This window comes from Fusobacterium perfoetens ATCC 29250, assembly GCF_000622245.1.
In the GTDB taxonomy this organism is placed as follows: Bacteria; Fusobacteriota; Fusobacteriia; order Fusobacteriales; family Fusobacteriaceae; genus Fusobacterium_B; species Fusobacterium_B perfoetens.
In genome coordinates, this window is record NZ_JHXW01000003.1 from 120,215 (window position 1) to 142,835 (window position 22,621).

Annotated in this window: 27 protein-coding genes, 1 other RNA gene and 1 riboswitch; of the genes, 25 read left to right on the forward strand and 3 right to left on the reverse strand. The window is 25.5% G+C overall.

What is annotated here, in order from left to right; genetic code table 11:
- Nucleotides 1–67 precede the first annotated feature (67 nt).
- From T364_RS0100590 to T364_RS0100610, 5 genes are all read left to right on the forward strand, one after another.
- Complete coding sequence (locus tag T364_RS0100590; RefSeq protein ID WP_027127825.1) at nucleotides 68–271, forward strand: DUF1858 domain-containing protein; 204 nt, start codon at nucleotides 68–70, stop codon at nucleotides 269–271.
- Nucleotides 272–386: 115 nt separating this feature from the next.
- Nucleotides 387–484: riboswitch (purine riboswitch) on the forward strand.
- Nucleotides 485–554: 70 nt separating this feature from the next.
- Nucleotides 555–1,868, forward strand: coding sequence for an NCS2 family permease (locus tag T364_RS10210; RefSeq protein WP_051532585.1), 1,314 nt, complete (start codon nucleotides 555–557; stop codon nucleotides 1,866–1,868).
- 97 nt (nucleotides 1,869–1,965) lie between these two features.
- Nucleotides 1,966–2,919 (forward strand): AEC family transporter, encoded by a 954-nt coding sequence (locus T364_RS0100600; protein ID WP_081775635.1) that lies wholly within the window; start codon nucleotides 1,966–1,968, stop codon nucleotides 2,917–2,919.
- Nucleotides 2,920–2,943: 24 nt separating this feature from the next.
- Nucleotides 2,944–3,081 carry a hypothetical protein gene (locus T364_RS11170; protein WP_169733513.1) on the forward strand — a complete coding sequence of 46 codons (138 nt, stop codon included), beginning with the start codon at nucleotides 2,944–2,946 and terminating at the stop codon, nucleotides 3,079–3,081.
- An 11-nt stretch (nucleotides 3,082–3,092) separates the two neighbouring features.
- A complete protein-coding gene (locus tag T364_RS0100610; RefSeq protein WP_035945167.1) occupies nucleotides 3,093–3,374 on the forward strand; it encodes a hypothetical protein in 282 nt (93 codons plus the stop codon).
- A 78-nt stretch (nucleotides 3,375–3,452) separates the two neighbouring features.
- Here T364_RS0100610 and T364_RS0100615 read toward each other — a convergent pair whose 3' ends face one another.
- The gene (locus tag T364_RS0100615; protein WP_027127828.1) at nucleotides 3,453–4,106 is read right to left on the reverse strand and encodes an HAD family hydrolase; all 654 of its coding nucleotides are present in this window, start codon (nucleotides 4,104–4,106) and stop codon (nucleotides 3,453–3,455) included.
- 168 nt (nucleotides 4,107–4,274) lie between these two features.
- Here T364_RS0100615 and T364_RS0100620 point away from each other — a divergent pair, with 168 nt between their 5' ends.
- A complete protein-coding gene (locus T364_RS0100620; RefSeq protein ID WP_027127829.1) occupies nucleotides 4,275–5,255 on the forward strand; it encodes a hypothetical protein in 981 nt (326 codons plus the stop codon).
- Nucleotides 5,256–5,351: 96 nt separating this feature from the next.
- Here T364_RS0100620 and T364_RS0100625 read toward each other — a convergent pair whose 3' ends face one another.
- Nucleotides 5,352–6,242 (reverse strand): fumarylacetoacetate hydrolase family protein, encoded by an 891-nt coding sequence (locus T364_RS0100625; protein WP_027127830.1) that lies wholly within the window; start codon nucleotides 6,240–6,242, stop codon nucleotides 5,352–5,354.
- 327 nt (nucleotides 6,243–6,569) lie between these two features.
- Between T364_RS0100625 and T364_RS0100630 the strand changes: the two genes are divergently transcribed.
- Together T364_RS0100630 and mgsA are read left to right on the forward strand one after the other, a co-directional pair.
- Complete coding sequence (locus T364_RS0100630) at nucleotides 6,570–6,848, forward strand: HU family DNA-binding protein (protein WP_027127831.1); 279 nt, start codon at nucleotides 6,570–6,572, stop codon at nucleotides 6,846–6,848.
- 62 nt (nucleotides 6,849–6,910) lie between these two features.
- Nucleotides 6,911–7,294 (forward strand): methylglyoxal synthase, encoded by a 384-nt coding sequence (gene mgsA / locus T364_RS0100635; protein ID WP_027127832.1) that lies wholly within the window; start codon nucleotides 6,911–6,913, stop codon nucleotides 7,292–7,294.
- A gap of 49 nt (nucleotides 7,295–7,343) precedes the next feature.
- On the opposite strand, the gene T364_RS0100640 is transcribed toward mgsA, so the two are convergent.
- On the reverse strand, nucleotides 7,344–8,483 hold the full coding sequence (locus T364_RS0100640; protein WP_035945168.1) for a M20 metallopeptidase family protein: 1,140 nt from the start codon (nucleotides 8,481–8,483) through the stop codon (nucleotides 7,344–7,346).
- Nucleotides 8,484–8,694: 211 nt separating this feature from the next.
- Between T364_RS0100640 and T364_RS0100645 the strand changes: the two genes are divergently transcribed.
- The 17 genes from T364_RS0100645 to T364_RS0100720 all read left to right on the forward strand — a co-directional run bounded on the left by T364_RS0100645 (nucleotide 8,695) and on the right by T364_RS0100720 (nucleotide 22,617).
- Nucleotides 8,695–9,042 carry a CidA/LrgA family protein gene (locus T364_RS0100645; protein WP_027127834.1) on the forward strand — a complete coding sequence of 116 codons (348 nt, stop codon included), beginning with the start codon at nucleotides 8,695–8,697 and terminating at the stop codon, nucleotides 9,040–9,042.
- A gap of 1 nt (nucleotide 9,043) precedes the next feature.
- On the forward strand, nucleotides 9,044–9,739 hold the full coding sequence (locus T364_RS0100650; RefSeq protein ID WP_027127835.1) for an LrgB family protein: 696 nt from the start codon (nucleotides 9,044–9,046) through the stop codon (nucleotides 9,737–9,739).
- A gap of 14 nt (nucleotides 9,740–9,753) precedes the next feature.
- Complete coding sequence (locus T364_RS0100655; protein WP_027127836.1) at nucleotides 9,754–10,380, forward strand: histidine phosphatase family protein; 627 nt, start codon at nucleotides 9,754–9,756, stop codon at nucleotides 10,378–10,380.
- A gap of 10 nt (nucleotides 10,381–10,390) precedes the next feature.
- Nucleotides 10,391–11,227, forward strand: coding sequence for a diaminopimelate epimerase (gene dapF / locus T364_RS0100660; RefSeq protein ID WP_027127837.1), 837 nt, complete (start codon nucleotides 10,391–10,393; stop codon nucleotides 11,225–11,227).
- A 168-nt stretch (nucleotides 11,228–11,395) separates the two neighbouring features.
- Complete coding sequence (locus T364_RS0100665) at nucleotides 11,396–12,268, forward strand: alpha/beta hydrolase (RefSeq protein WP_027127838.1); 873 nt, start codon at nucleotides 11,396–11,398, stop codon at nucleotides 12,266–12,268.
- A 12-nt stretch (nucleotides 12,269–12,280) separates the two neighbouring features.
- On the forward strand, nucleotides 12,281–12,934 hold the full coding sequence (locus tag T364_RS0100670) for an N-glycosylase/DNA lyase (protein WP_027127839.1): 654 nt from the start codon (nucleotides 12,281–12,283) through the stop codon (nucleotides 12,932–12,934).
- 74 nt (nucleotides 12,935–13,008) lie between these two features.
- Nucleotides 13,009–14,328, forward strand: coding sequence for a tRNA (N6-isopentenyl adenosine(37)-C2)-methylthiotransferase MiaB (gene miaB / locus T364_RS0100675; RefSeq protein ID WP_035945169.1), 1,320 nt, complete (start codon nucleotides 13,009–13,011; stop codon nucleotides 14,326–14,328).
- 11 nt (nucleotides 14,329–14,339) lie between these two features.
- Entirely contained in the window at nucleotides 14,340–15,599 is a 1,260-nt protein-coding gene (gene rho / locus T364_RS0100680) for a transcription termination factor Rho (protein ID WP_027127841.1), read from the forward strand.
- The gene (locus T364_RS0100685; RefSeq protein ID WP_051532587.1) at nucleotides 15,599–16,717 is read left to right on the forward strand and encodes a LysM peptidoglycan-binding domain-containing M23 family metallopeptidase; all 1,119 of its coding nucleotides are present in this window, start codon (nucleotides 15,599–15,601) and stop codon (nucleotides 16,715–16,717) included. Before rho ends, T364_RS0100685 begins: the two co-directional genes overlap by 1 nt.
- Before the next feature lie 157 nt (nucleotides 16,718–16,874).
- Entirely contained in the window at nucleotides 16,875–17,903 is a 1,029-nt protein-coding gene (locus T364_RS0100690; protein WP_035945170.1) for a PTS sugar transporter subunit IIC, read from the forward strand.
- 457 nt (nucleotides 17,904–18,360) lie between these two features.
- Nucleotides 18,361–19,404 (forward strand): flavodoxin-dependent (E)-4-hydroxy-3-methylbut-2-enyl-diphosphate synthase, encoded by a 1,044-nt coding sequence (gene ispG / locus T364_RS0100695; RefSeq protein ID WP_027127844.1) that lies wholly within the window; start codon nucleotides 18,361–18,363, stop codon nucleotides 19,402–19,404.
- 73 nt (nucleotides 19,405–19,477) lie between these two features.
- Nucleotides 19,478–19,918, forward strand: a complete 441-nt coding sequence (locus T364_RS0100700; RefSeq protein WP_027127845.1) for a hypothetical protein — start codon at nucleotides 19,478–19,480, stop codon at nucleotides 19,916–19,918.
- 26 nt (nucleotides 19,919–19,944) lie between these two features.
- The gene (locus T364_RS0100705; protein WP_027127846.1) at nucleotides 19,945–20,394 is read left to right on the forward strand and encodes an RNA polymerase sigma factor; all 450 of its coding nucleotides are present in this window, start codon (nucleotides 19,945–19,947) and stop codon (nucleotides 20,392–20,394) included.
- A gap of 1 nt (nucleotide 20,395) precedes the next feature.
- A complete protein-coding gene (locus tag T364_RS0100710) occupies nucleotides 20,396–20,719 on the forward strand; it encodes a hypothetical protein (protein ID WP_027127847.1) in 324 nt (107 codons plus the stop codon).
- 11 nt (nucleotides 20,720–20,730) lie between these two features.
- The gene (locus T364_RS10215) at nucleotides 20,731–21,165 is read left to right on the forward strand and encodes a hypothetical protein (protein WP_035945171.1); all 435 of its coding nucleotides are present in this window, start codon (nucleotides 20,731–20,733) and stop codon (nucleotides 21,163–21,165) included.
- A 60-nt stretch (nucleotides 21,166–21,225) separates the two neighbouring features.
- Nucleotides 21,226–21,311: signal recognition particle sRNA small type (ffs, locus tag T364_RS11010), an RNA gene on the forward strand.
- Nucleotides 21,312–21,387: 76 nt separating this feature from the next.
- Nucleotides 21,388–22,617: a cation diffusion facilitator family transporter gene (locus T364_RS0100720; RefSeq protein WP_027127848.1), complete on the forward strand. Its 1,230-nt coding sequence runs from the start codon at nucleotides 21,388–21,390 to the stop codon at nucleotides 22,615–22,617.
- Nucleotides 22,618–22,621: the final 4 nt, after the last annotated feature.

Consider the following 22,621-nt stretch of genomic DNA (forward strand, 5'->3'; position numbering starts at 1 on the left):
AAAAATATTTAGTATAATATTTTTTGGAAAGAAATGTAATAATATAAAAATTAAGGAGTGAATTTATATGGTAACAAGAGATAGTAATATATTAGAAGTAGCAAGAAAATATCCAGTAGTAGGAATGGTATTTAGAAAATATGGATTAGGTTGCATAGGATGTATGGTTGCAGCAGGAGAAACTTTAGGAGAAGGAATTGAATCTCACGGATTAAATGCTGATATCATAATTGATGAAATCAACAGACTAATAGAAGAAGAATCTAAATAAAAAATTGAATTATAACACCTTAATTTTTTAAGGTGTTTTTTTATTTTTAATAAAATACTAATGTAATGTTTTTATTTTTCTTGACAAAAAAAATAAAATATATTATTATGTGATATAAAAATAATAACAAGGATTTCATATAAGCCTATAATATGGTTAGGCGTTTCTACATACAACTGTAAATTGTATACTATGGCCAGCTCATATTTTATTATTTTCTGTTAATAAAAGGCCTTTTAAAAAGGCCTTTTTATAATTTTATTAATTTTTATGGAGGATTTTTATGGAAAAGTTTTTTAAACTTAAAGAAAAAAACACAACAGTAAAACAAGAAATCATTGCTGGTATCACAACATTTCTAACTATGGCTTATATTGTATTTGTAAATCCAGCTATTCTTTCAGCTACTAAGATGGATCAAGGAGCTTTAATAACAGCTACTTGCTTATCAGCAATTATTGGTACAGGACTTACAGGAATTTGGGTAAATGCACCTTTTGCTATGGCTCCAGGAATGGGATTAAATGCTTTCTTTGCTTTTACACTTGTTTTTGGACAAGGAGCAACATGGCAAGAAGCTTTAGGGGTTGTATTTTTATCAGGAGTAATATTTGTTATATTAACAGTGACTGGAGTTAGAAAAGCTTTAATAGAAGCAATTCCTATAGAATTAAGATTGGCAACAGGAGCTGGAATTGGATTATTTATAGCTTTTTTAGGAATGCAAACAATGGGATTAATCGTAGATAATCCAGCTACTTTAGTTGGACTTGGAAAATTTACAAAGCCTTTAACATTATCTGTAATTGGTTTAATTATAATGGGATTTTTAGAAGTTAGAAAGAAAAAAGGTGGAATTCTTTTAGGGATATTAATAACAACTATTTTAGGAATTATGGTTGGAGAAATAGAAATGCCAAAACAATTTGTATCAATGCCACCTAGTATAGCTCCAATAGCTTTTAAATTAGATATAATAGGAGCTTTGAAACCAGCTTTAATAGGTTCTATTTTTTCATTCTTATTTGTAGATTTATTTGATTCATTAGGAACTATATTAGCTTGTGCTAATGAAGCTGGACTTATAGACAAAGATGGAAAAGTAGATAAAATTGATAAAATATTAGAAGTTGATGCAGCTTCTACAATAATAGGTTCTTTATTAGGGACTTCAACAGTAACAACTTTTGTTGAATCAGCTTCAGGAATAGCTGCTGGAGGAAGAACAGGATTGACATCATTAACTACAGCCTTTTGTTTCTTTTTAACACTATTCTTATCACCAGTAATAGGAATAGTTCCAGGGTATGCTACAGCACCAGCTTTAATAATAGTTGGAGTATTTATGTTTAAAAACTTACTTGATATAAATTTAAAAGATTTAGAAACAGCTATACCTTGTTTCTTAACAATAGCTATGATGCCATTATCATATAGTATTTCAATAGGATTAGCTTTTGGATTTGTATCATATGTTTTAATAAAAATATTTGTTGGAAAAATAAAAGAAGTCAATTTAATTCTTTGGATTGTAGCATTCTTTTCATTTTTAGAAGTTTCAGGATTAATGAGTAGTTTTGTAGCTAAATTTTTCTAGCATAAATTTAAGAAATATTATATAATAGATAGTGTAATTAATTCATTACACTATCTTTTTTTATAAGGAGGAAGGTAATAAATACCTGATAAAAACTATGATGATTGAAAATTTATTAGTATCTTTAAATGTTGTCTTTCCTATTTTTGTGATGTTAACTATTGGAGTATATGTGAGAAAGAAAAAAATGGTGACAGACGAGTCTTTAGGGATTATGAATAAATTAGTTTTTAGGATATTTATGAGTTCTTTACTTTTTATAAATATATCAAATATGGATGTGAAAGCTGTATTAGATGTAAAAAATCTAAAGTTAGTAGGAATTATATGGGGGTCATTATTTTTTATAACAGTATGTTGTTATTTTTTATTTGAGAGAACAATGACAGATAGAAATAAAATTCCTGTAATGATACAAGGGGCTTATAGAGCAAATTTAGCTTTATTTGGAATTCCTATGGCAATGTCACTATATGGAGAAAAAGGTTTAGGAGTAATGTCATTAGTTAGTGCTGCTGCTATACCACTTACTAATATGATGGCAGTAAGTTTATTAGAAGGTTATGCAACTAAAAAAGTAAATTTTAAGAAAGTAGTTGTTTCAATAGCTAAAAATCCTTTGATAATTTGTAGTACATTAGCATTAATGGTTGTATTTTTAGATATAAAATTACCAAAACTTATAAAAAATCCTATAGTCAGTTTAGGCCAAGTTGCTACTCCATTATCATTTGTTGTATTAGGAGCTACTTTAAAATTTGATAGTTTGGTAAAAAATTTAAAATTAAGTATGGTGGCCAATACAATAAAATTAGTAATTCTACCTTTAATAGCTATGACAATAGGAATAAAAGCAGGGTTTACAAATGAACATTTATTAGGAATATTAGGGGCTACAGGAGCTCCTGGAGCTGTGTCTTCATTTATAATGGTAAAAGAAATTGGAGGAGATGAAGATTTGGCTGCTGAATTAGTAGTATCTTCAACATTAATATCTATATTAACATTATTTTTATGGATATTTATTTTAAAAACTTTTAATTATTTATAAAAAAATTTAATTAAGGAAAAAGAAATGAATAAAAATTTTGATAGAGAAATAGAATTACAAATGGAAAAATCATTGAAAAAAATTCCTTGGGAAATAAAAAAAATAAAATTTATTTTGACAGTTATAAAAAAATGGAAAAAATTTATAAGTTTATTTAGATAAGAGGAGAAAAGATGGATAAAAAAATAGAAAAAATTGTAAAAAAAATAGATGAAGAATTTAAAAATAGAGGTTTTGAGATAACAGAGGATTTAATTGAGTTGGTAGAAACAACAGAAAGTGTTTCAAAAGCTTTAGCTAATACTAATTTCAATAATATAGAGATATTTCAAGTGGATGAAGAAAATGCTATAGGATTTACTTTAGATGAAATGCAGGTAAATTTTTTTATAGAGTATGGTGAAGATGAAGAGGGACCTTGGTATGAAGCATCAGTTGAGATTATAAATTTCTAAAATAAAAAGAGATATTATAATATATAATATCTCTTTTTTATATAATTTCAATAAATTTATTTATTAAAAATTAATAAATTAAAAAGTTTCTAATAATTTTTCTAGTTCTTTTGAAGTTTTAGCAAAAATTTTACCACCTTTTTTTATTAAAAATTCTTTATCTCTAAATCCCCATAAGACAGCTATAGTTTTTACATCAGCATTTTTTCCTGTAAGTAAATCTACTTCGGAATCTCCAATATAAATAGTTTCCTCTTTTGAAATATTAAAATATTTAATAGCTTCATTAATAGTATCTGGATTTGGTTTTAAAGGAAATTTCTTATTATCTCCAATAACTAAATCTATAGAATTTTTAAAAAATTTATTAACAATTATATCAGCAGAATTTTGAACTTTATTAGTTATAATTCCTATTTTTATTCCCTTAGAATGTAAATTTTTTATTAAATCAGTAACTCCAGGATAAGGAGAAGTTTTAATTAAAGAGTGGTCTTTATAGTATAATATCATTTCTTTATAACATTTTTCTATAATAAGTTCAGAGGTATTTTCTGGAACAGCTCTTTCTATTAATTTTCTTATTCCATTTCCAACAAAATTTCTGATTTCTTCAATAGTTCTTGTAGGAAAATTATTTATTGTTAAGATATGATTTGTACTATCTGTTAAATCTTCCAGTGTATTCATAAGAGTTCCATCTAAATCAAATAAAATTAGTTTTATAGCCATATTATCTCCTTTAATATTTAGTGTACAATAATATTATATCATATTTTTTGTTTTAAAATAAAAGTTAGATAGTTTTTCTTTACTCAAAAGTTATTTTATGATACAATAAAAAGTGTTGAAAATTATTGTAATTATTTTATATATAGATAAGTAAGGTTAGGAGGAATTATGTTTATTTTTAAAAATGGAGCTGTTTTAAATCCAGAAACAGAAGAACAAATTAATGAAGAGAAAGGATTTATTAGTGCAACTGAAATTAGTTTTACTACAGTAGATGATGTAATTGAAAATATAATAAATAAAATAAAAATTTTTACAGAAGTAGAAAATCAAAAATTAATTTCAAAATACTCAGCAGAATTTGCTTCTAAAAAGGAAGAATTATCAAAAACTGAAAATGAATTTAATTCTTCTTCAAATATTAATATAGAAGAATTAGATAAAATTTCTCAGATAAAAGCAAAGTTGAAAATGGCTTCTTATGAAACAAAAATGAAAAGATTAACAATGGATATAAATGAATTACAAAAAAAAGAAGAAGAAGAATTAAGAGAAAGAGATTTTGAATTAAAGAAAAAAATTAGTTTATACAGAGAATCATTATTAGAGCTTGTAAAAACAAGTGAACTTTTAATTGAAAATAACTTAAAAGGAGAAAAAATAGAAATAATAAAAGGAAATGGAATAAATATTTCAACTTTACCTAATATTCCTTTAAGAAATCTAGCTCCTATTTCAGTAGAGTTATCTCTTGATAAAAATTATGATAAAAAAATAAAAGTATTAACAGAAGATAAATATACTTTATCAAGAAATTTAGACATGATAAGAAATAAAATTGAAATTATAGAAGGACCATGGCTTGAAATAAAAACTTATGCTGAAGTTTATGCAGAAGAATATTCAATATTTGAAAAATTAACTAATGATATAGTTGAAATTTTAATGGAAAGAAAAGAATATAGTGATGTTACTAGAAGAAAAAATGAAGAAGATGGAATATATATTGAAAGAGATGAATCTAAGAAAAGATTATTAGATTTAGATGAGATGTTGAATTCTCTTATAAAAGAAACTATAAAAGAAAGAATTATAGCACAAAATATAGAAATTCCAGGATTTTTAATGGAGTCTAAATATTTTAATTAATAAAATGATTTATAAAAGCTTAGAAGAAAAATCTTTTAAGCTTTTTTTATAAAAAAAGTCCAAGAGAAACACTCAAGGACTTTTTTCAAAGAAACTTTATTTTATTTTATTTCTTAAAGTTCCAATTTTTTCTATTTGACATTCAATAATATCTCCAGATTTCATATATTTAGGTGGGTCAAATCCAACTCCCACTCCAGAACAAGTACCTGTTGCTATAATATCTCCAGGCTCTAAAGTTATACCTTGAGAAATTTCATTAATTAATTCAGCGACTCCTCTAATCATTAAATTAGTATTAGAATGTTGTCTAACTTCACCATTTAAAATACTTTTAATTTCTAGATTAAGTGGCATAGGCAATTCATCTTTTGTGACAATAACAGGGCCTAAACATGTAAAAGTATCTAAACTTTTTCCTATATACCATTGACGATGTTTACCTTGTAAAGTTCTTGCTGAGACATCATTTATAATCGTGTAACCAAAAATATAATTTTCTACATCTTCTTTTTTTATTTTTTTACCTGTTTTACCAATAATTACAGCTAATTCCACTTCATAATCAAGAGCAGGATCTAAATCCAAATGACCATCAATTTCATCATCTAATCCAAGAAGTTTTGTTGCTCTTTTAGAAAAATAAACACTATTCATAACTTTATTAGATGAATCTTTTTTAATCTCTTTTAAATGATCTGCATAATTAAAACCAGAGCAGATAATATCATGAATAGTTTTTTTTAAAGGAGATAGAATTTTTACTTCTTCTAATTTATATTTTCCTTGTCCGTTTAAATTACCAGATAATAAATTTCTAACAATTTTTAATTCAACTTCATTAAAATTTTCTATAATTTCTTGCATAGAAGAATATTTTTTTCCTAATTCAAAAAAGTTTAAATCAAAAACTTCTTTTTCATCTTTAGAAAGGACTCCAATTAATTCTTCATATCTTTCTTTGGGAGTAAATCTTAAAAATTTCATGGTACCACTTCCTTTCGAATAATGTAAATTTTACTACAATAATATTATATTATAATCTAAAAAAAATATCAAAAAAAAACTTAATAAATTGTTAAAAAATGGCTTCTAATAAGGAAAAAGCAAAAAATTATTTTTAAAAATAAATAATTATTATTTTTTTAAAAAAAAAGTAGAAAGTATAACGGTGATATAATTTCACATTTTATGGAAAATAAGAAAAAAAGATAAAAAATTAAAAAAAAAATGATAAAAAATTTGTTTTACATTCTTTCAAAATGTGGTATAGTACTGATAGTAGCATTACATCAAGTAAGGAGGGATATATTTATGTTAAAAAAAGATTTTGTTGAAAAATATTATGTAAAAGGTGAATTTGCATCTAAAGCTGAAGCTGAAAGAAAAATAGCTGCTTTCTTAGAATGTATAGAAGAAGTTGTTTTAGCTGGAGATGAAATTTCTTTCTTAGGTTTTGGAAAATTCTGTGTTGGAGAAAGATCTGCTAGAACAGGAAGAAACCCTCAAACTGGAGAAGAAATGGAAATACCAGCAAAAAAAGTTGTTAAATTTAAAGCTGGAAAATCTTTCAATGATAAATTAAACAAATAATAATTTTAGATAGCTATCAATTTTTGATAGCTATTTTTATAAAATTTAATGGAGGAAACACTTTGACTAGAACAATAGCTCTTATAGCTCATGATAAGAAAAAAGATGAATTAGTTGATTTTGTAAAAAAACATAAAGATTTTTTTATAAATTATAATTTAGTTGGAACAGGAACAACAGGTGGAAGAATAGTTCAAGCAACAGATTTAGAAGTTACTAGATATTTATCAGGACCTTTAGGTGGAGATCAACAAATAGGAGCTGATATAGCTTCTGGAAAGATATTAGCTGTATTTTTCTTTAGAGATCCATTATCAGCAATGCCTCATGAACCAGATGTTCAAGCTCTCATCCGTCTTTGTGATGTTCATAAAGTACCAGTTGCAACAAATTCAAGAACAGCTGAACTTTTAATAGTTGGATTAAAAGAGGAAGTTAATAGATAAAAATAAAAAGGATTGATACAAAATATATCAATCCTTTTTATTTTTTAGTTTATTTAAAAGCTTTCATTTCTAATAATAATTTTTTAAAGATATCAAAACTTTCTTTTAAAACATTTGGATTAAAATCAAACTTTGAACTATGAAGGGGATAAGTAAAATTTTCTTTTTCATTTCTAATTCCTAATAAAAACATTAAACCTTTATTTCCATTTTGTAAATAAAATGAAAAATCTTCAGAACCAGATAATTTAATATTTTTTATAAATTTATCTTTAGAAATTATCTTTTCAAATTTTCTATATAATTCAGGAGAATTTATTACAGGAGGATAAAAAGGAACAAATGACATTTGGATTTTAACTCCAAAAGCTTTTTCAAATCCCTCGTTAATAGAAGTAACTCTTTCTTTTAAAAATTCAATTAATTCAGTATTAAAAAATCTAATTGTTCCTAAAATTTTAACCTCATCAGGAATAACATTTCTAACTTCTCCAGCTTTAAAACTTCCTATAGTTAAAACGATAGGTTCTAAAGGGTCTATATTTCTTGAAACTATTGATTGATAAGCTTCCACAAGTTTAGCTCCAATAAGAATAGAATCAATCCCCTTATGCGGTTGAGCACCATGACAACCTTTTCCAGTAAGAATTATATCAAAATTTATATTTTGAAAACTCATTGGACCAGGACAAGCAGTTATTTTTCCTTCTTCTAAATCTGGAGTAACATGAAAAGCAAAGATTCCTTCAAAATTTTTACTTTTAAAAAATTCAGAATTAGCTATAAATCTAGCTCCTCCTTTTCCTTCTTCTCCAGCTTGGAAAATTAACATAATAGATTTTTTTAAAATTTTTCCATTATTAATTTCAGATTGTAACCATTTTGCAAAATAAAGCAAATTAGTAGTATGCCCATCATGTCCACAAGCATGCATCATACCATTTATTTTTGATTTATATTGTTTATCATTTTCTTCTTGAATAGGTAAGGCATCAATATCAGCTCTAAATCCAATCCAATTATCTTCTTCACCATAAAAGAGAGCAAGAGTACTAGTACCAATTTCTATATATTCTATATTTAGATTTTTTAAAAAATTTCTAATAAATTTAGAAGTATTATATTCTTCTAAAGCAATTTCTGGCATTTCATGTAATTTTGACCTAACTTCATAAAAAAAATTTTCCAAAATATCACCTCATACAATATTTTAAATTATTATACTTCTCTATATTTTACTTGTCAATATAACTGATATTTATAAAAAGAATTAAGTGATTAATATACAAAAAAAGTACATAAAAACATTTATGTTTTAAAACAATAAAATAATATTGACTAAAAAAATATAACCTAATATAATATTAAAATACATCAAAAAATAAATAGAGGAGATAAAAATGTTTATTCAGCTTTTAATTTTATTATTAATTAATTTTTTAGGAATTTTAATACAAAAAATTTTTAATCTACCATTGCCAGGAACTATTATTGGAATGATAATTTTATTTATTTTATTATATAAAAAAATTCTTAATGAAGAAAATATTGGAAATATTTGCGATAATTTAATAAAAGTTATGGTATTATTATTTTTACCAGCAGTAGTAAATTTAATGGAACATTATCACTATTTAAAGGCTGATATAATAAAAATAATAATTTTATTAGTTATAACAACTGCTATAACAATGGGAATAACAGGAAAAACTGTTGAATTTTTAATAAAGAAAATGGGAGGAAAATAAAATGAATATAAAATTATTAGATACTCCTTTTTTTGGAATAATAATAAGTTTACTTGCTTTTAATATTGGATTATATATTTTTGAAAAAGCTAAAAAATTTCCATTATTAAATCCTTTAGTAACAAGTGGATTTATAATAATATTGTTTATAAAAATATTTAATGTTCCAATGGAATATTATGAAAAAGGTGGAAATTTAATTTCATTTTTTTTAGCTCCGGCTACTGTGGCTCTATCAATGCCACTTTATAGACAAATAAATAAATTAAAAGAAAATTTTTTACCTATAATAATAGGTTCATTAGTAGGAGCAATTACAGCTATAATTTCTATTATATTTTTAGGAAAATTATTAGGAATTGATGAAATTTTAATAAAATCTTTTATACCAAAATCTATAACAACACCTTTAGGAATGGAGTTAAGTGCTTTAATAGGTGGAATTCCTCCTATTACAGTTTTTGCTATAATAGTAACAGGGGTTAGTGGAAATGCAATGGCTCCATATGTATGTAAAATTTTTAATATAAAACATCCTGTTGCCAAAGGATTAGGAATAGGAATATCAAGTCATGCTGTAGGAACAGCGAAAGCTATTGAAATGGGAGAAATCGAAGGAGCAATGAGTGCTTTATCAATAGTTATAGCGGGAATAATAACTTTTATAGTAGCACCAATATTATTAATATTAGTATAAATGGAGGAGAGAAAATGAAAATTTACTTTGTTCGGCATGGAGAAACAGAGTGGAATCTAAAAAAAATATTTCAAGGTATCAAAAATTCCCCTTTAACAAAGTTAGGAAAAGAACAAGCTAGAAAATTAAAAATAAAATTAAATTCTATAGATTTTACACATTATTACTCATCACCACTTGGAAGGGCTGTTGAAACATTAGAAATTTTAACAGAGGATAGAAAAGAAAAAAAATTAGAGACAATAGAATATTTTAGAGAAATAGATATGGGAGAAATGGAAGGAGTTCCTAGGGATGAATTTGAAAAAACTTATCCAACTCAATTTTATAATTTATGGTATAATGGAAAAGAATATGACCCAAGTGAATACAAAGGAGAAAGTTTTCAAAAAGTATTAGAAAGAGTAAGGAACGGTCTAAATTATTTAGAAAATAATCATAAAGAAAATGATAAAATTTTAATAGTTTCTCATGGAATTGCTTTAGAAGCCATATTTGCTTGTATAAATAATCAGGGAGTAGAAACTTTTTCTGAAAGACAAGTTCCTAAGAATACAAGTTTAACAATAGTAGAATATAAAAATAATAAATTTAAAATTTTAGATTTTTCAAATACTTCACATTTGGATGAAGAAAATTAGGGAGGAATATATGAAATTTACAAAAATGCAAGGAGCTGGAAATGATTTTTTATTAATAGATGGTTTCAAATATAATTTAGAAGAAATTATTCCAAAAATAAAAAATTTATGTGATAGAAGATTTGGAGTAGGTGGAGATGGAATAATGGTAGCTCTACCAAGTGAAACTTGTGATATAAAGATGTTTTATTATAATAGTGATGGTTCTCAAGGTGAGATGTGTGGGAATGGCTTAAGATGTTTTGTAAAATTTGTATATGAAAAAGGAATTGTACAAAAAGAAAATTTAAAAATAGAGACTTTAGCTGGAGTTCAATATGCTGATTTAACAGTTAAAGACGGAAAAGTAGAAGCTATTGAAATAGAAATAGGAAATCCTATTTTTAATCCTAAGGATATACCTGTTAATGTAGCTGGAGAAGAGGTATTTAATAGAGAAATAGAAATTTTTGGAGAAAAAATAAAATTTTCTACTATTTTTTTAGGAGTTCCTCATACAGTTATATTTATGGAAAATGAAAATCAATATGATATAAATAAAATTGGAAGGGAGATAGAAGTACATCCTTTATTTCCTAAGAAAACAAATGTAAATTTTATTTTTGTAAAAGACAGAAAAACAATAAAGATATTTACATGGGAAAGAGGAGCAGGAAGAACTTTAGCTTGTGGCACAGGCTCTTGTTCAGCAGGATTAATATCTTATAGATTAGGATATACAGAAAAAGAGGCTAAAATAATTACTGAAGGTGGAGATTTGTATATAAAAATTTTAGAAAGTGGAGTAAAACTTCGTGGTGGAGCTGAAATTACTTTTGAAGGAGAAGTTGATTTAAAGAAATATTAAATTCCTGTGTGAGATTAATAAAGTTTAAAAATAATTAAAATTTTATTAATCTCTTTTTTATTTATAAAACTTTTTTGTAAAAAAAAAGTCTATAATAAGAGAAAATAAAAATGACTATTTTAAAATTTTATTATATAATGTAATGTAAAAATATTTTGAGGTGAATATATGAAATTACTCCATAGATATACAAAAGATGGATTAAATTTAGTTGGAGCTTATTGGGAACCAGAAGAAAAAAAAGCTTGTGTTGTTTTTACTCATGGAATGTTTGATAATATAATAGAGAATAACTTTATAGAATTAATAGGAGAAAATCTTTCAAAAGAGGGGTATGGATTTATTTTCGGGCATAATAGAGGTTATGGAGTTATTAATAGTATAATAGTTAGAGACCCTATAACTAAAAAAGCTGGAAATAAGATAATTGGTTCTACTTATGAAAAATTTGGAGAGTCTATTTATGATGTAGATTTGTGGGTAGAAACAGCAAAAGAATTAGGATATAAAAAAATTATATTAGCTTCTCATAGCTTTGGATGTTTGAAAAATCTATATTATTTATCAAAGAAAGGAATGGATATTATAGAAGGCTTAATTCTTATTTCTGCTCCAGATACAGCAGGATTAGTGGGAAGACGAGAAGAAACTAAAGAGATGTTTTTGGAAGCTGAAAGAAATATAAAAACTGGAAAATCTAAACAAATAATGGAAGGGAAAATGTTAAATATATTTCCTATAAGTTCTAGAACTTTTTATACATTTAGAAAGGGAAGTATTTTAGATATATTCCCATTAGTAGAAAAACCTAAAAATTTTGGAATTTTTAGTGAAATAAAAAAACCGATACTTGTAATTTTAGGAGAGAAAGATAGTGTTATTGTAGACACACCTGAAAAAGATTTAGAAGAATTAAAAAGAAGAGCAATAGGAACAGAGGATTTTTCAAGCAAGTTAATATACGGTGCTAGTCATAAATATATAAAAAAAGAAAGAGAATTATCTTTTACTATAGTAGAATGGATAAAAGAAAGATATTAAAAAAGGAGAAAAATGAAAAATCAATATTTTTATGAAATAGAAAAAAAATATAACGAGATAAAGCCAGATATAGAAAAAAGATTAAATGAATATAAAGAAATTTGGAAAAATGGGACTAATGAAGATATACATGCAGAATTATCTTTTTGTATTTTAACACCACAGTCTAAAGCTCGTAATGCTTGGAAAGCTATTACAAATATGAGAAATGATGGAGTATTATTTACAGGAACTTCTGAAGAATTAACTGAATATTTAAATATAGTTAGATTTAAAAATAATAAAGCAAAATATTTAGTTTTACTTAGACAACAAATGACCAATAAAGATGGTAAAATTATTACTAAAGATTTTTTTGAAAGTTTTAAAACAGTAACAGAAAGAAGAAATTGGATAGTAGAAAATATAAAAGGAATGTCTTGGAAAGAGGCGGGACATTTTTTAAGAAATGTGGGATTTGGGCAAGAGGTTGCTATATTAGATAGACATATTTTAAAAAATTTAGTGAGATTGGAAGTTATCAATGAGATTCCTAAAACTCTTACAAAAAAATTATACTTTGAAATAGAGGAAAAAATGAAAAAATATTGTAAAGAAGTAGGAATTCCAATGGATAGCTTTGATTTACTTTTATGGTATTTAGAAGCTGGAGAAATATTCAAATAAAAAGTGAAATATTTGAAAAAAAATATAAATCATGATATAATTTTCAAGATTGATAAAAATTTTTTGGAGGATTAATGAAAAAGAATGCTACTGTTATAACTTATGGTTGCCAAATGAATGTAAATGAGAGTGCAAAAATAAGAAAGATAATGGAAAACTTAGATTATAATATGACTGAAGATATAGAAAGTACAGATGTGGTATTTTTAAATACTTGTACTGTAAGAGAGGGAGCAGCTACTCAAATTTATGGAAAATTAGGTGATTTAAAGAGAGTTAGAGATAAAAGAGGAACTAAAATTATAATAACAGGTTGCTTTGCTCAAGAACAAGGAAAGAAATTATTGGAAAAATTTCCATATATTGATATAATAATGGGAAATCAAAATATTGGAAGAATTCCAGAAGCTCTTGATGAAATAGAAAGTAATAAAAAAGTTAAACATGTAATTTTGACAGAATATGAAGAACAATTACCACCTAGAATAGATGCTGATTTTGATAATAAAATAACAGCTTCAATATCTATAGGATATGGATGTAATAATTTCTGTACTTATTGTATAGTACCTTATGTAAGAGGTAGAGAAAGATATGTTCCAATGGCAGAAATCGTAGAGCAAACTAAAGAGTTTGTAAAAAAAGGTTATAAAGAAATTATGTTATTAGCTCAAAATGTAAATTCTTACGGAAGAGGGTTATCAAAGGAAGAAACTTTTGCTAATTTATTACAAAATATTTGTGATATAGATGGAGATTTTATTGTAAGATTTGTTTCTCCACACCCAAGAGATTTTACAGATGATGTAATAGATGTTATTGCTAAAAATCCTAAAATAGCTAGATGTTTACATATACCTTTACAATCTGGTTCTACTAGAATATTAAAATTAATGAATAGAGGATATACAAAAGAACAATACTTAGCACTTATAGATAAGATAAAAACAAGAATACCAGATATAGCTATAACAACAGATATTATAGTTGGATTCCCACAAGAAACAGAAGAAGACTTTTTAGATACTTTAGATGTAGTAAGAAAATCAAAGTATGATACAGCTTTTATGTTTATGTATTCTATAAGACAAGGAACAAAAGCAGCTGAAATGGATGGACATTTAAGTGATGATATAAAACATGAAAGACTTCAAAGATTAATAGCTCTTCAAACTGAAATTTCTAAAGAGATAAGTGAAACTTATGCAGGAAGAGTAGAAAGAGTATTAGTAGAGGGACCAAGTAAGAAAAATAAAGATGTTTTAAGTAGTAGAACTTCTACAAATAAAATAGTTTTATTTGAAGGAGATAAATCTTTAGAAGGGCATTTTGTAGATGTAAAAATAAATGAATGTAAAACATGGACTTTATATGGAGAACTAGTTCAAGAATAAAGGAGAAAAAAATGGAATTTGATAAATTTCTATTGAGAGAGCTTCTTGAAATTTGTAAACAATTAGATATAGAAAATGTATCTGGTAAGAAAAAAAGTGAATTAATCACTTTAATAGAAGAGTATTTTAAAAATTCAGATGATTTTACAATAGCTAGTGGAAAATTAGATATAATGGCTGATGGATATGGATTTTTAAGAGATACAACAGTAGAAGGAAAAAAAGATATTTACATTTCATTATCACAGATAAAAAAATTTAAATTAAGACCACAAGATATTATTATAGGTGTAGTGAGAAAACCTAAAGATGATGAAAAAAATTATGCTTTGAGAAAAGTTTTATTTGTTAATAACGAATCTACAGATAAAGCAGAAGCAAGAGTTCCTTTTGAAGAATTAGTACCATACTATCCTACAGAAAAATTGACTTTAGAAACGAACTCTTCTAATATTTCAGGAAGAATAATAGATTTAATTGCTCCAATAGGGAAGGGACAAAGAGGACTTATAGTAGCTCCTCCAAAAGCAGGAAAAACAATTCTCATAAGTACAATAGCAAATTCTATAATTGAAAATTATAAAGATATTGATGTATGGATTTTATTAATAGATGAAAGGCCAGAAGAAGTTACTGATATAAGGGAAAATGTAAAAGGAGCTGAGGTATTTTATTCTACTTTTGATGAAGACCCTAAGAATCATATAAAAGTTACAGAAGAAATTATAGAAAGAGCTAAAATAAAAGTAGAAAATGGAGAAGATGTTATAATTTTGATGGATTCTCTTACTAGATTAGCAAGAGCATATAATATAGTTATTCCTTCTAGTGGGAAATTAATTTCAGGTGGAATTGACCCAAGTGCTTTATATTATCCAAAAAATTTCTTTGGTACTGCTAGAAATATAAAAAACGGAGGAAGTTTAACTATAATTGCTACTGCTTTAATTGATACAGGAAGTAAAATGGATGATATAATTTATGAAGAGTTTAAGGGAACTGGAAATATGGAAATTCATTTAGATAGAAGTTTGGCAGAACTTAGAATATATCCAGCTATTGATATACAAAAATCAGGAACTAGAAAAGAAGAACTTTTAATAGAAAAAGAAAAATTACCAGTTATTTGGAATTTTAGAAGATATTTATCAAGTTTAGACAAAGCATCATCAACAAAATACCTTATAAATGAATTAAAAAAAACAAAGAGTAATGAGGAAATGATAGAAAGGTATAAGAAGAGTTTTGATGAAAAGGAGAATAAGTTTTAATGAAGGTTAAAAGAAATAATAATTTTTATCAAATATCAACTTTAGCAAAAGTAAGAAAAACTTTAAAAAATAAAGATATTATAATTATTACAAGTTTTTTTCTTTTGTTAAACCTTTTTATTGTTAATATTTTTTTGAAACCATTTAGTAAAGAAGTGGTAAATACTTCAGAATTTACAGAATATTATCAAAAAGAATCTAATGATAATATAGAGGATGTTTTTTCTGTTTTAGGTAGAAATTATTTTACAATAAAGAGAAATTATAATTTAAAAACTAAAGAAGTGGAAGAAACAACTTTAGAAGAAAAAGTGGAGAATAAAGTAGTAGAAGAAAAAATAGAAGTAAAAAAAGATCCTTTTGAGGAATTTAAAAATGAGTTTTATACAAAAAGAAAAAATGATGTAGTTGAAAAAATGGAATATATAGTTAAAGAAGGAGATAACTTAAGTGTAATATCAGAAACTTTTTCTCAAAGTATAGCAATTATAAAAGAAAATAATCCTAAACTTAATTCTACAATATATGTTGGACAAAAAATAATTTTATCTACTATAAATGGAATATATTATAAAATAAAATCAGGTGATACTTTATATGATTTAGCTAGTAAATATCAAGTAGATGTAGAAGTAATAAGAAAATATAATAATTTAAAAAATGATGTTTTGATAATAGGAGATGAAATATTTTTAAAAAATCCAGATGTAAATTCTTTGAAAAACTTAGGTGAGAAATTTATTATGCCTGTAAAATATAAAGGTGTTACAAGCCCTTATGGAAATAGATTTCATCCTGTTCTTAAAAGATATATACTTCATTCAGGGGTAGATTTAGTAGCAAGATATGTTCCTGTATATGCAGCAAAAAGAGGTGAAGTTATATTTGCTGGTGTGGCTGGTGGTTATGGAAATCTTGTAAAAATAAAACATTCAGATGGTTATGAAACAAGGTATGCCCATTTGAATAAAATAAATGTAAAAAAAGGGCAAAAGATTCAACAGGGGGATATAATAGGTGAAAGTGGAATGACAGGTAGAGTTACAGGTCCACATCTTCACTTTGAAGTTAGAAAAAATGGAAAAACTTTAAATCCTATGGAGTTTTTGAGAAAATAATTTTAAGACTAAGAGGTATTGAAAATTATACAATACCTCTTTTTATTATGTAAAAAAATAAATAAATGTTTGCAAAAATTTAAAAAAGAATATATAATAGTATCTGTGTTTTATATGACAAGACATATAAACAAAAATATGTAAACAGGAGAAGAAAATGGGATTAAAGGAATTTTGTAAAAAGAAAGATGTTGTATTTAGTACAGAAAGATATTTAATAAGTGCTATGAGTAATATGGCTATGGGACTTTTTTCATCTTTACTGGTAGGAACGATTTTAAAAACAGTAGGAAGTAAATTTAATATATCATATTTAGTTGACGAAGTAGCTCCTTTGGCCATGAGTATGACAGGAGCAGCTATAGGAGTGGCTATTGCTTATGGATTAAAAGCACCTAATTTAGTATTATTTGCTTCTACAATAGTGGGAGCCTTTGGAAATAAAGTAGGAGGACCAGTTGGGGCTTTTGTAGGAACAATAGTAGGAGTTGAGATTGGTAAACTTATATCAAAAGAAACTAAAATTGATATTATTTTAACACCTTCAATAACAATAATATCAGGAATGTTGGTTGGAGAAATTGTAGGGCCAAGTATTTCTAAATTTATGACTTCCTTTGGGAAATTAATAATGATTGCAACAGATTTACAGCCTTTTTATATGGGAATATTTATATCAGTTTTAGTAGGGATAGCTTTAACTTTACCAATAAGTAGTGCAGCAATATGTATGATGTTACAACTTAGTGGATTAGCTGGAGGGGCAGCTACAGTAGGATGTTGTTGTCAAATGGTAGGGTTTGCTGTGATGAGTTTTAGAGAAAATGGTTGGGGAGGTTTAGCAGCTCAAGGAATAGGAACTTCGATGTTACAAATGAGTAATATTATAAAAAATTGGAAAATTTGGATACCCCCAACAGTAGCTTCTGCTATTTTGGGACCTGTCTCAACAATGATATTTAAAATGGAGAATAGTCCTATAGGTTCTGGAATGGGAAGTTGTGGTTTTGTAGGACAAATAGCAACAATAAGTACTATGGAAGAAATAGGGAGAGGTGGTGTAAAATTATATCTAATAATATTATTACTTCACTTTATTTTACCGGCTATTATAACAATAGCAATTTCAATTGTTATGAGAAAAAAAGGGTTTATTAAAGAGGGAGATTTGAAGTTAAATTTATAACAAAAAATGAAAAGGAACCGTCTGGGAAAACGGCTCCAAATCATAAAAATTAATGGGAAAATATTATGATGCTCTAATTATAGAGAAGTAATATGTCAGAAATATGTCAATTGTAGAAAAAAATAAAAAAAAGAAGCTATTATTGGGGGATAGCCTCTTTTTTCATTATAACTAATGGGGAAAATATTATGATGGTTTAATTATAAAAGAACAATGTGTCACAAAAATGTCAAAGGGGAAAATAAAAAAATTAAAAGTAAAAAAGAAGTCATTTTCGTTTTTTGAAAATAACTTCTTTTTTATGATAATTAATTGGGAAAATATTATGATAGCCTAATTATATATATCTATAGTGTCAGAAATATGTCAAATTAAATATGCTATAAAACTTTAAATATTAAATTATATATGATAAAATATTTTTATATGATTTAATATTTTTGAGGTGAAATGTTTTATGAAAAATACAAGAGAAATAAAAGTAGGAAATATATATATAGGAGGACATAATCCTATTGTGATTCAGTCTATGACAAATACTCCTACAGAAGATATAGAAAAAACTGTTAGTCAGATAAAAGAATTAGAAAAAGTTGGTTGTCAATTAGTAAGAGTGACTGTAAATACAGAAAAAGCAGCTGAAGCTATAAAATATATAAAAGAAAAAATAAATATTCCTTTAGTAGCAGATATACATTTTGATTACAAATTAGCTTTAAAAGCTATGGAAAATGGAATTGATAAATTAAGAATAAATCCAGGAAATATTGGTGATGATGAAAAAGTAAAATTAGTTGTAGAAAAAGCAAAAGAATTAAATATTCCTATTAGAATAGGAGTTAATAGTGGGTCTATTGAGAAAAAAATTTTAGAAAAGTATGGAAAAGTTACTTCAGATGGGATGGTAGAAAGTGCTATGTACCATGTCAAACTTATAGAAAAATATAATTATCATAATATAATAATTTCTTTAAAAGCAAGTAATGTAGGTATGATGGTAGAAGCATATAGAAAAATTTCTAATTTGGTAGACTATCCTTTACATTTGGGAGTTACAGAAGCTGGAACTGAGTTTCAAGGAAGTATAAAGTCAGCCATTGGAATAGGAAGTCTTTTAGTAGATGGGATAGGAAATACCATAAGAGTATCTTTAACAGAAAATCCTGTTGAAGAAATAAAAGTAGCAAAAGAGATATTAAAAGTGTTGGGATTGAGAGAGGGAGTAGAAATAGTTTCATGTCCAACATGTGGAAGAACTCAAATAGATTTAATAGGACTTGCTAAAAAAGTGGAAAAAGAATTTGGAAATATACAAAAAAATATAAAAATTGCTGTTATGGGTTGTATTGTTAATGGGCCAGGAGAATCTAAAGAAGCAGATATTGGAGTTGCTGGAGGAAAAGGAGAAGCTCTTTTATTTAAAAAAGGAGAAATTATAAAAAAAGTAAAAGAAGAAGAAATTATTCCTGAATTAAGAAAGATGTTAAATGAAATTTTATAATTATTAAACAAAATTAAAAAAAAATTAGTCAAAAGATTAAATTCATAAAAAAAATTGATTTTAGGAGAAAAAAATGAGAATAAAATCAGGAATTTTATTGACGACTTTATTATTAACTTTAGGGATATCTGGATGTAAAGCTTTAGACCCATTTTTACCAAAGGAATATAATCAAGAGATTGGATTAGAAAAACAAGAGGGAAGATACTTATTTCAAGTAAATTATGACCCTCAATATACAAGACATGTATTTTTAGATAATGTTCAAATAAAACCAGGAGTAAAATACTATGTGAAAGAAGGGAAATATTGGTTTAGATATACAGAGGAAGAAAAATATAGAATATCTCTTTTGTTTTCTAGAAATTCGTTAGATGATGATGATGGTGGAAGTGGTGGTTATTATAATGATTATGAAACAGTTAGAAGAATTAACATGACAGAAGATAAAGTTATAGATATTAAAGGGAATAACTGTAGAATAGAATTTCAAGTAGGAAAAGGATGGAAGTAAATAAAACTGAATATAGGGGGAGAGAGATGGATTTTGATCAAATATATGATGAATATTTCGATCGTATTTATTATAAAATCCTAAGCTCGGTAAAAAATGCAGAAGATGCAGAAGATATAACTCAAGAAGTGTTTGTGAGTGTATATAAAAATTTATCTAAGTTTAGAGCAGATAGTAAAATTTATACTTGGATATATAGGATAGCTATCAATAAAACTTATGATTTCTTCAGAAAGAAAAAAATTGATTTGGAATTAAATGAAGAAATATTAAATATAGAAGATGGAACAGATTTAAACAGTCCTATGATTATTCAAGAAAATTTAAAAAAATTAAGTAAAGAAGAGAGAGAAATATTATTATTAAAAGATGTTTATGGATATAAGTTAAGAGAAATATCTGAACTTAAAGGAAGAAATATTTCAACAATAAAATCTATATATTATAAAGCTTTAAAAAATTTAGAGGAGGAATAAAATGTCACCTAAGGAAAGAGTAAGAATAAATATATATAAAACACTATTAAAAGAAGAACAACAAAAAAATAAAAGAAAATCATATTTAACAATGTCAGTTTTTATAATAGGAATATTTGCAGGTTCTATTTACAATTTTATTCCTTCTAAAGAAACTAATATTAATAATCTTGGAGAATATGCAAATATATCTACTTATAAAAATTTAGATACAAAAAATAGAAATACAAATGATATTATAGATAATTATTTTAATGTTAACAATATTCAAGATAAAACAGAATTAAAAACAGATGAATATTTTGCTATAAATATGCAATCTTAGTGGAGGCAAAAATGTTAAAGAGAAATATATTGACATTATTTTTTATACTAGGAACTTTAGTTTTTTCAGAGGATAATCTTGAAAGTTTAGGAATGATTACTGAAAAAGATTTTGCTAAAGTAGGAGTAAAAAAAGAGAATATAATAAAGGCAAAAGAAATAATAAATAATTCTAGAAATAAATATAATTATCTTTTATTGGATAAAAAAAGTAAAGAGTTAGAAATAAATAAATATTTAATAACAGGAATAGAAAAAAATTGGGATAAAGTTTATAAATTGATAGATGAAATAGGTGATATTGAAGCAGAAATTTTAAAAGATAAAATAAGAGCTCAATATGAAGCTCAACAGTGTATAACACAGGAGCAATATTTAAAAGCAAGGGAGATAGCTATTCAAAGATTACAAACAGTTAATGAAAAGCAACAATTAAATAAAAAATAAAGAAATTTTATTGACTGAAAAGAATAACTATGGTATAATTATTAGGCCGTGAAAATTAATGGAGGTTCATAGCATAAAGATATCGAATCGTGTCAGGTCTGGAAGGAAGCAGCACTAAGGTATTTTTGTGGGTGTGAATTCAAAGTTGTTTTCACGGTATTTAAAGAATATACTTAGGAGAGGGAAACTTCTCCTTTTTTTTATAAACTTAGAGGTGTTATAATGTATAAAGTTTTAAGTGGTGAAGATATAATAAAATATAGTGATACTTTTAAAAGCTTTGATAAATTTAAGAATAATTTAAATGAGGTTGAATGCATTGTTTTAGAAGATAAATCTGAAAAAATAGGATATATATCAGCATGGAAAAAAAATAAAAGTTATTTAATAGAAAATATTTTTATTAGAGAAGAAGATAGATATAAATCAAGTGGAACTAAGTTAATAGATTTCTTTATAACACATAGCAAAAAGAATAATAAAGAAATTATAGAATATATTGGAGAAGAACCTAAAATAAAATCTTTTTTAAAAAAATATGGTTTTAAAGTTGAAGAAGAGAAGGTATTTTATAATTTGAAAGAGGATTCTAGAAAAAGAGATGGAATAATAGTTGTGTTAGGTTCTATAATTTTCAATATATTTTTAGCTGTAATAAAAATTTTTGGTGGATTAAAGGGAAAATCAAATGCTTTGGTAGCTGATGGGTTTAACTCCTTATCTGATGTTGTAAGTTCGATAGCAATCCTTTTAGGAATACATTTTAGTAATATGCCAAAGGATGAAAAACATCCATATGGTCATGAAAAAATAGAAAGTGTAATAGGAATAATGGTAGGATTATTTGTTGTAATAACAGGAATAGAAATAGGAAAAGATTCTATTTTAAAAATTATTTCAAAAGATTATTCTCATATTCCTGAGTTTTCAACAATTTATTTAGCTATAATTTCAATAATTGTAAAATATGGAATGTATTTTTATAAAATGAAGATAGGGAAAGCAACAAAAAATTCTGCTTTAATTGCTGATGCAAGAGATAGTAGAAGTGACGTATTTTCTTCAGCTGGAGTTATTATAGGAATATTATTATCAATCTATATTTCTCCAATATTTGATATTATAGTTAGTATGATAGTAGCACTTTTAATATTAAAAGAGGGAGTTAGTACAATATTAGAAGTTTCAGATGTTATTTTAGATAAACAAGAGAATGAGTTTATAAAAAAAATTGAAGATTATCTTTTGACAAATACTCAAGTAAAAAATGTTCATGATATATATATGAGAAGGTCAGGAGATAAGATATTTTTAAGTTTTCATATAAGAGTTGATAAAAATATGACAGTATATGAAGCTCATAATCTTTCAGATGATTTAGAAGAATCGCTTATAACAGATTTTAAAGAAATTCAAGAAGTTATGATACATATAGATTATTTTATTGAGTAAGGAG

Excerpts from the sequence above, each read along its gene's own strand:
- T364_RS0100720 (WP_027127848.1), top strand. The coding sequence starts at position 21,388 with ATGTATAAAGTTTTAAGTGGTGAAGATATAATAAAATATAGTGATACT.
- rho (WP_027127841.1), top strand. The coding sequence starts at position 14,340 with ATGGAATTTGATAAATTTCTATTGAGAGAGCTTCTTGAAATTTGTAAA.
- T364_RS0100615 (WP_027127828.1), bottom strand. The coding sequence starts at position 4,106 with ATGGCTATAAAACTAATTTTATTTGATTTAGATGGAACTCTTATGAAT.
- T364_RS10210 (WP_051532585.1), top strand. The coding sequence starts at position 555 with ATGGAAAAGTTTTTTAAACTTAAAGAAAAAAACACAACAGTAAAACAA.
- T364_RS0100710 (WP_027127847.1), top strand. The coding sequence starts at position 20,396 with ATGTCACCTAAGGAAAGAGTAAGAATAAATATATATAAAACACTATTA.
- miaB (WP_035945169.1), top strand. The coding sequence starts at position 13,009 with ATGAAAAAGAATGCTACTGTTATAACTTATGGTTGCCAAATGAATGTA.
- ispG (WP_027127844.1), top strand. The coding sequence starts at position 18,361 with ATGAAAAATACAAGAGAAATAAAAGTAGGAAATATATATATAGGAGGA.
- T364_RS0100645 (WP_027127834.1), top strand. The coding sequence starts at position 8,695 with ATGTTTATTCAGCTTTTAATTTTATTATTAATTAATTTTTTAGGAATT.
- T364_RS0100630 (WP_027127831.1), top strand. The coding sequence starts at position 6,570 with ATGTTAAAAAAAGATTTTGTTGAAAAATATTATGTAAAAGGTGAATTT.
- T364_RS0100705 (WP_027127846.1), top strand. The coding sequence starts at position 19,945 with ATGGATTTTGATCAAATATATGATGAATATTTCGATCGTATTTATTAT.
- T364_RS0100625 (WP_027127830.1), bottom strand. The coding sequence starts at position 6,242 with ATGAAATTTTTAAGATTTACTCCCAAAGAAAGATATGAAGAATTAATT.
- T364_RS0100670 (WP_027127839.1), top strand. The coding sequence starts at position 12,281 with ATGAAAAATCAATATTTTTATGAAATAGAAAAAAAATATAACGAGATA.
- T364_RS0100620 (WP_027127829.1), top strand. The coding sequence starts at position 4,275 with ATGTTTATTTTTAAAAATGGAGCTGTTTTAAATCCAGAAACAGAAGAA.
- T364_RS10215 (WP_035945171.1), top strand. The coding sequence starts at position 20,731 with ATGTTAAAGAGAAATATATTGACATTATTTTTTATACTAGGAACTTTA.
- T364_RS0100665 (WP_027127838.1), top strand. The coding sequence starts at position 11,396 with ATGAAATTACTCCATAGATATACAAAAGATGGATTAAATTTAGTTGGA.
- T364_RS0100690 (WP_035945170.1), top strand. The coding sequence starts at position 16,875 with ATGGGATTAAAGGAATTTTGTAAAAAGAAAGATGTTGTATTTAGTACA.
- T364_RS0100610 (WP_035945167.1), top strand. The coding sequence starts at position 3,093 with ATGGATAAAAAAATAGAAAAAATTGTAAAAAAAATAGATGAAGAATTT.
- T364_RS0100685 (WP_051532587.1), top strand. The coding sequence starts at position 15,599 with ATGAAGGTTAAAAGAAATAATAATTTTTATCAAATATCAACTTTAGCA.
- T364_RS11170 (WP_169733513.1), top strand. The coding sequence starts at position 2,944 with ATGAATAAAAATTTTGATAGAGAAATAGAATTACAAATGGAAAAATCA.
- T364_RS0100655 (WP_027127836.1), top strand. The coding sequence starts at position 9,754 with ATGAAAATTTACTTTGTTCGGCATGGAGAAACAGAGTGGAATCTAAAA.
- T364_RS0100590 (WP_027127825.1), top strand. The coding sequence starts at position 68 with ATGGTAACAAGAGATAGTAATATATTAGAAGTAGCAAGAAAATATCCA.
- dapF (WP_027127837.1), top strand. The coding sequence starts at position 10,391 with ATGAAATTTACAAAAATGCAAGGAGCTGGAAATGATTTTTTATTAATA.
- T364_RS0100700 (WP_027127845.1), top strand. The coding sequence starts at position 19,478 with ATGAGAATAAAATCAGGAATTTTATTGACGACTTTATTATTAACTTTA.
- T364_RS0100650 (WP_027127835.1), top strand. The coding sequence starts at position 9,044 with ATGAATATAAAATTATTAGATACTCCTTTTTTTGGAATAATAATAAGT.
- T364_RS0100600 (WP_081775635.1), top strand. The coding sequence starts at position 1,966 with ATGATGATTGAAAATTTATTAGTATCTTTAAATGTTGTCTTTCCTATT.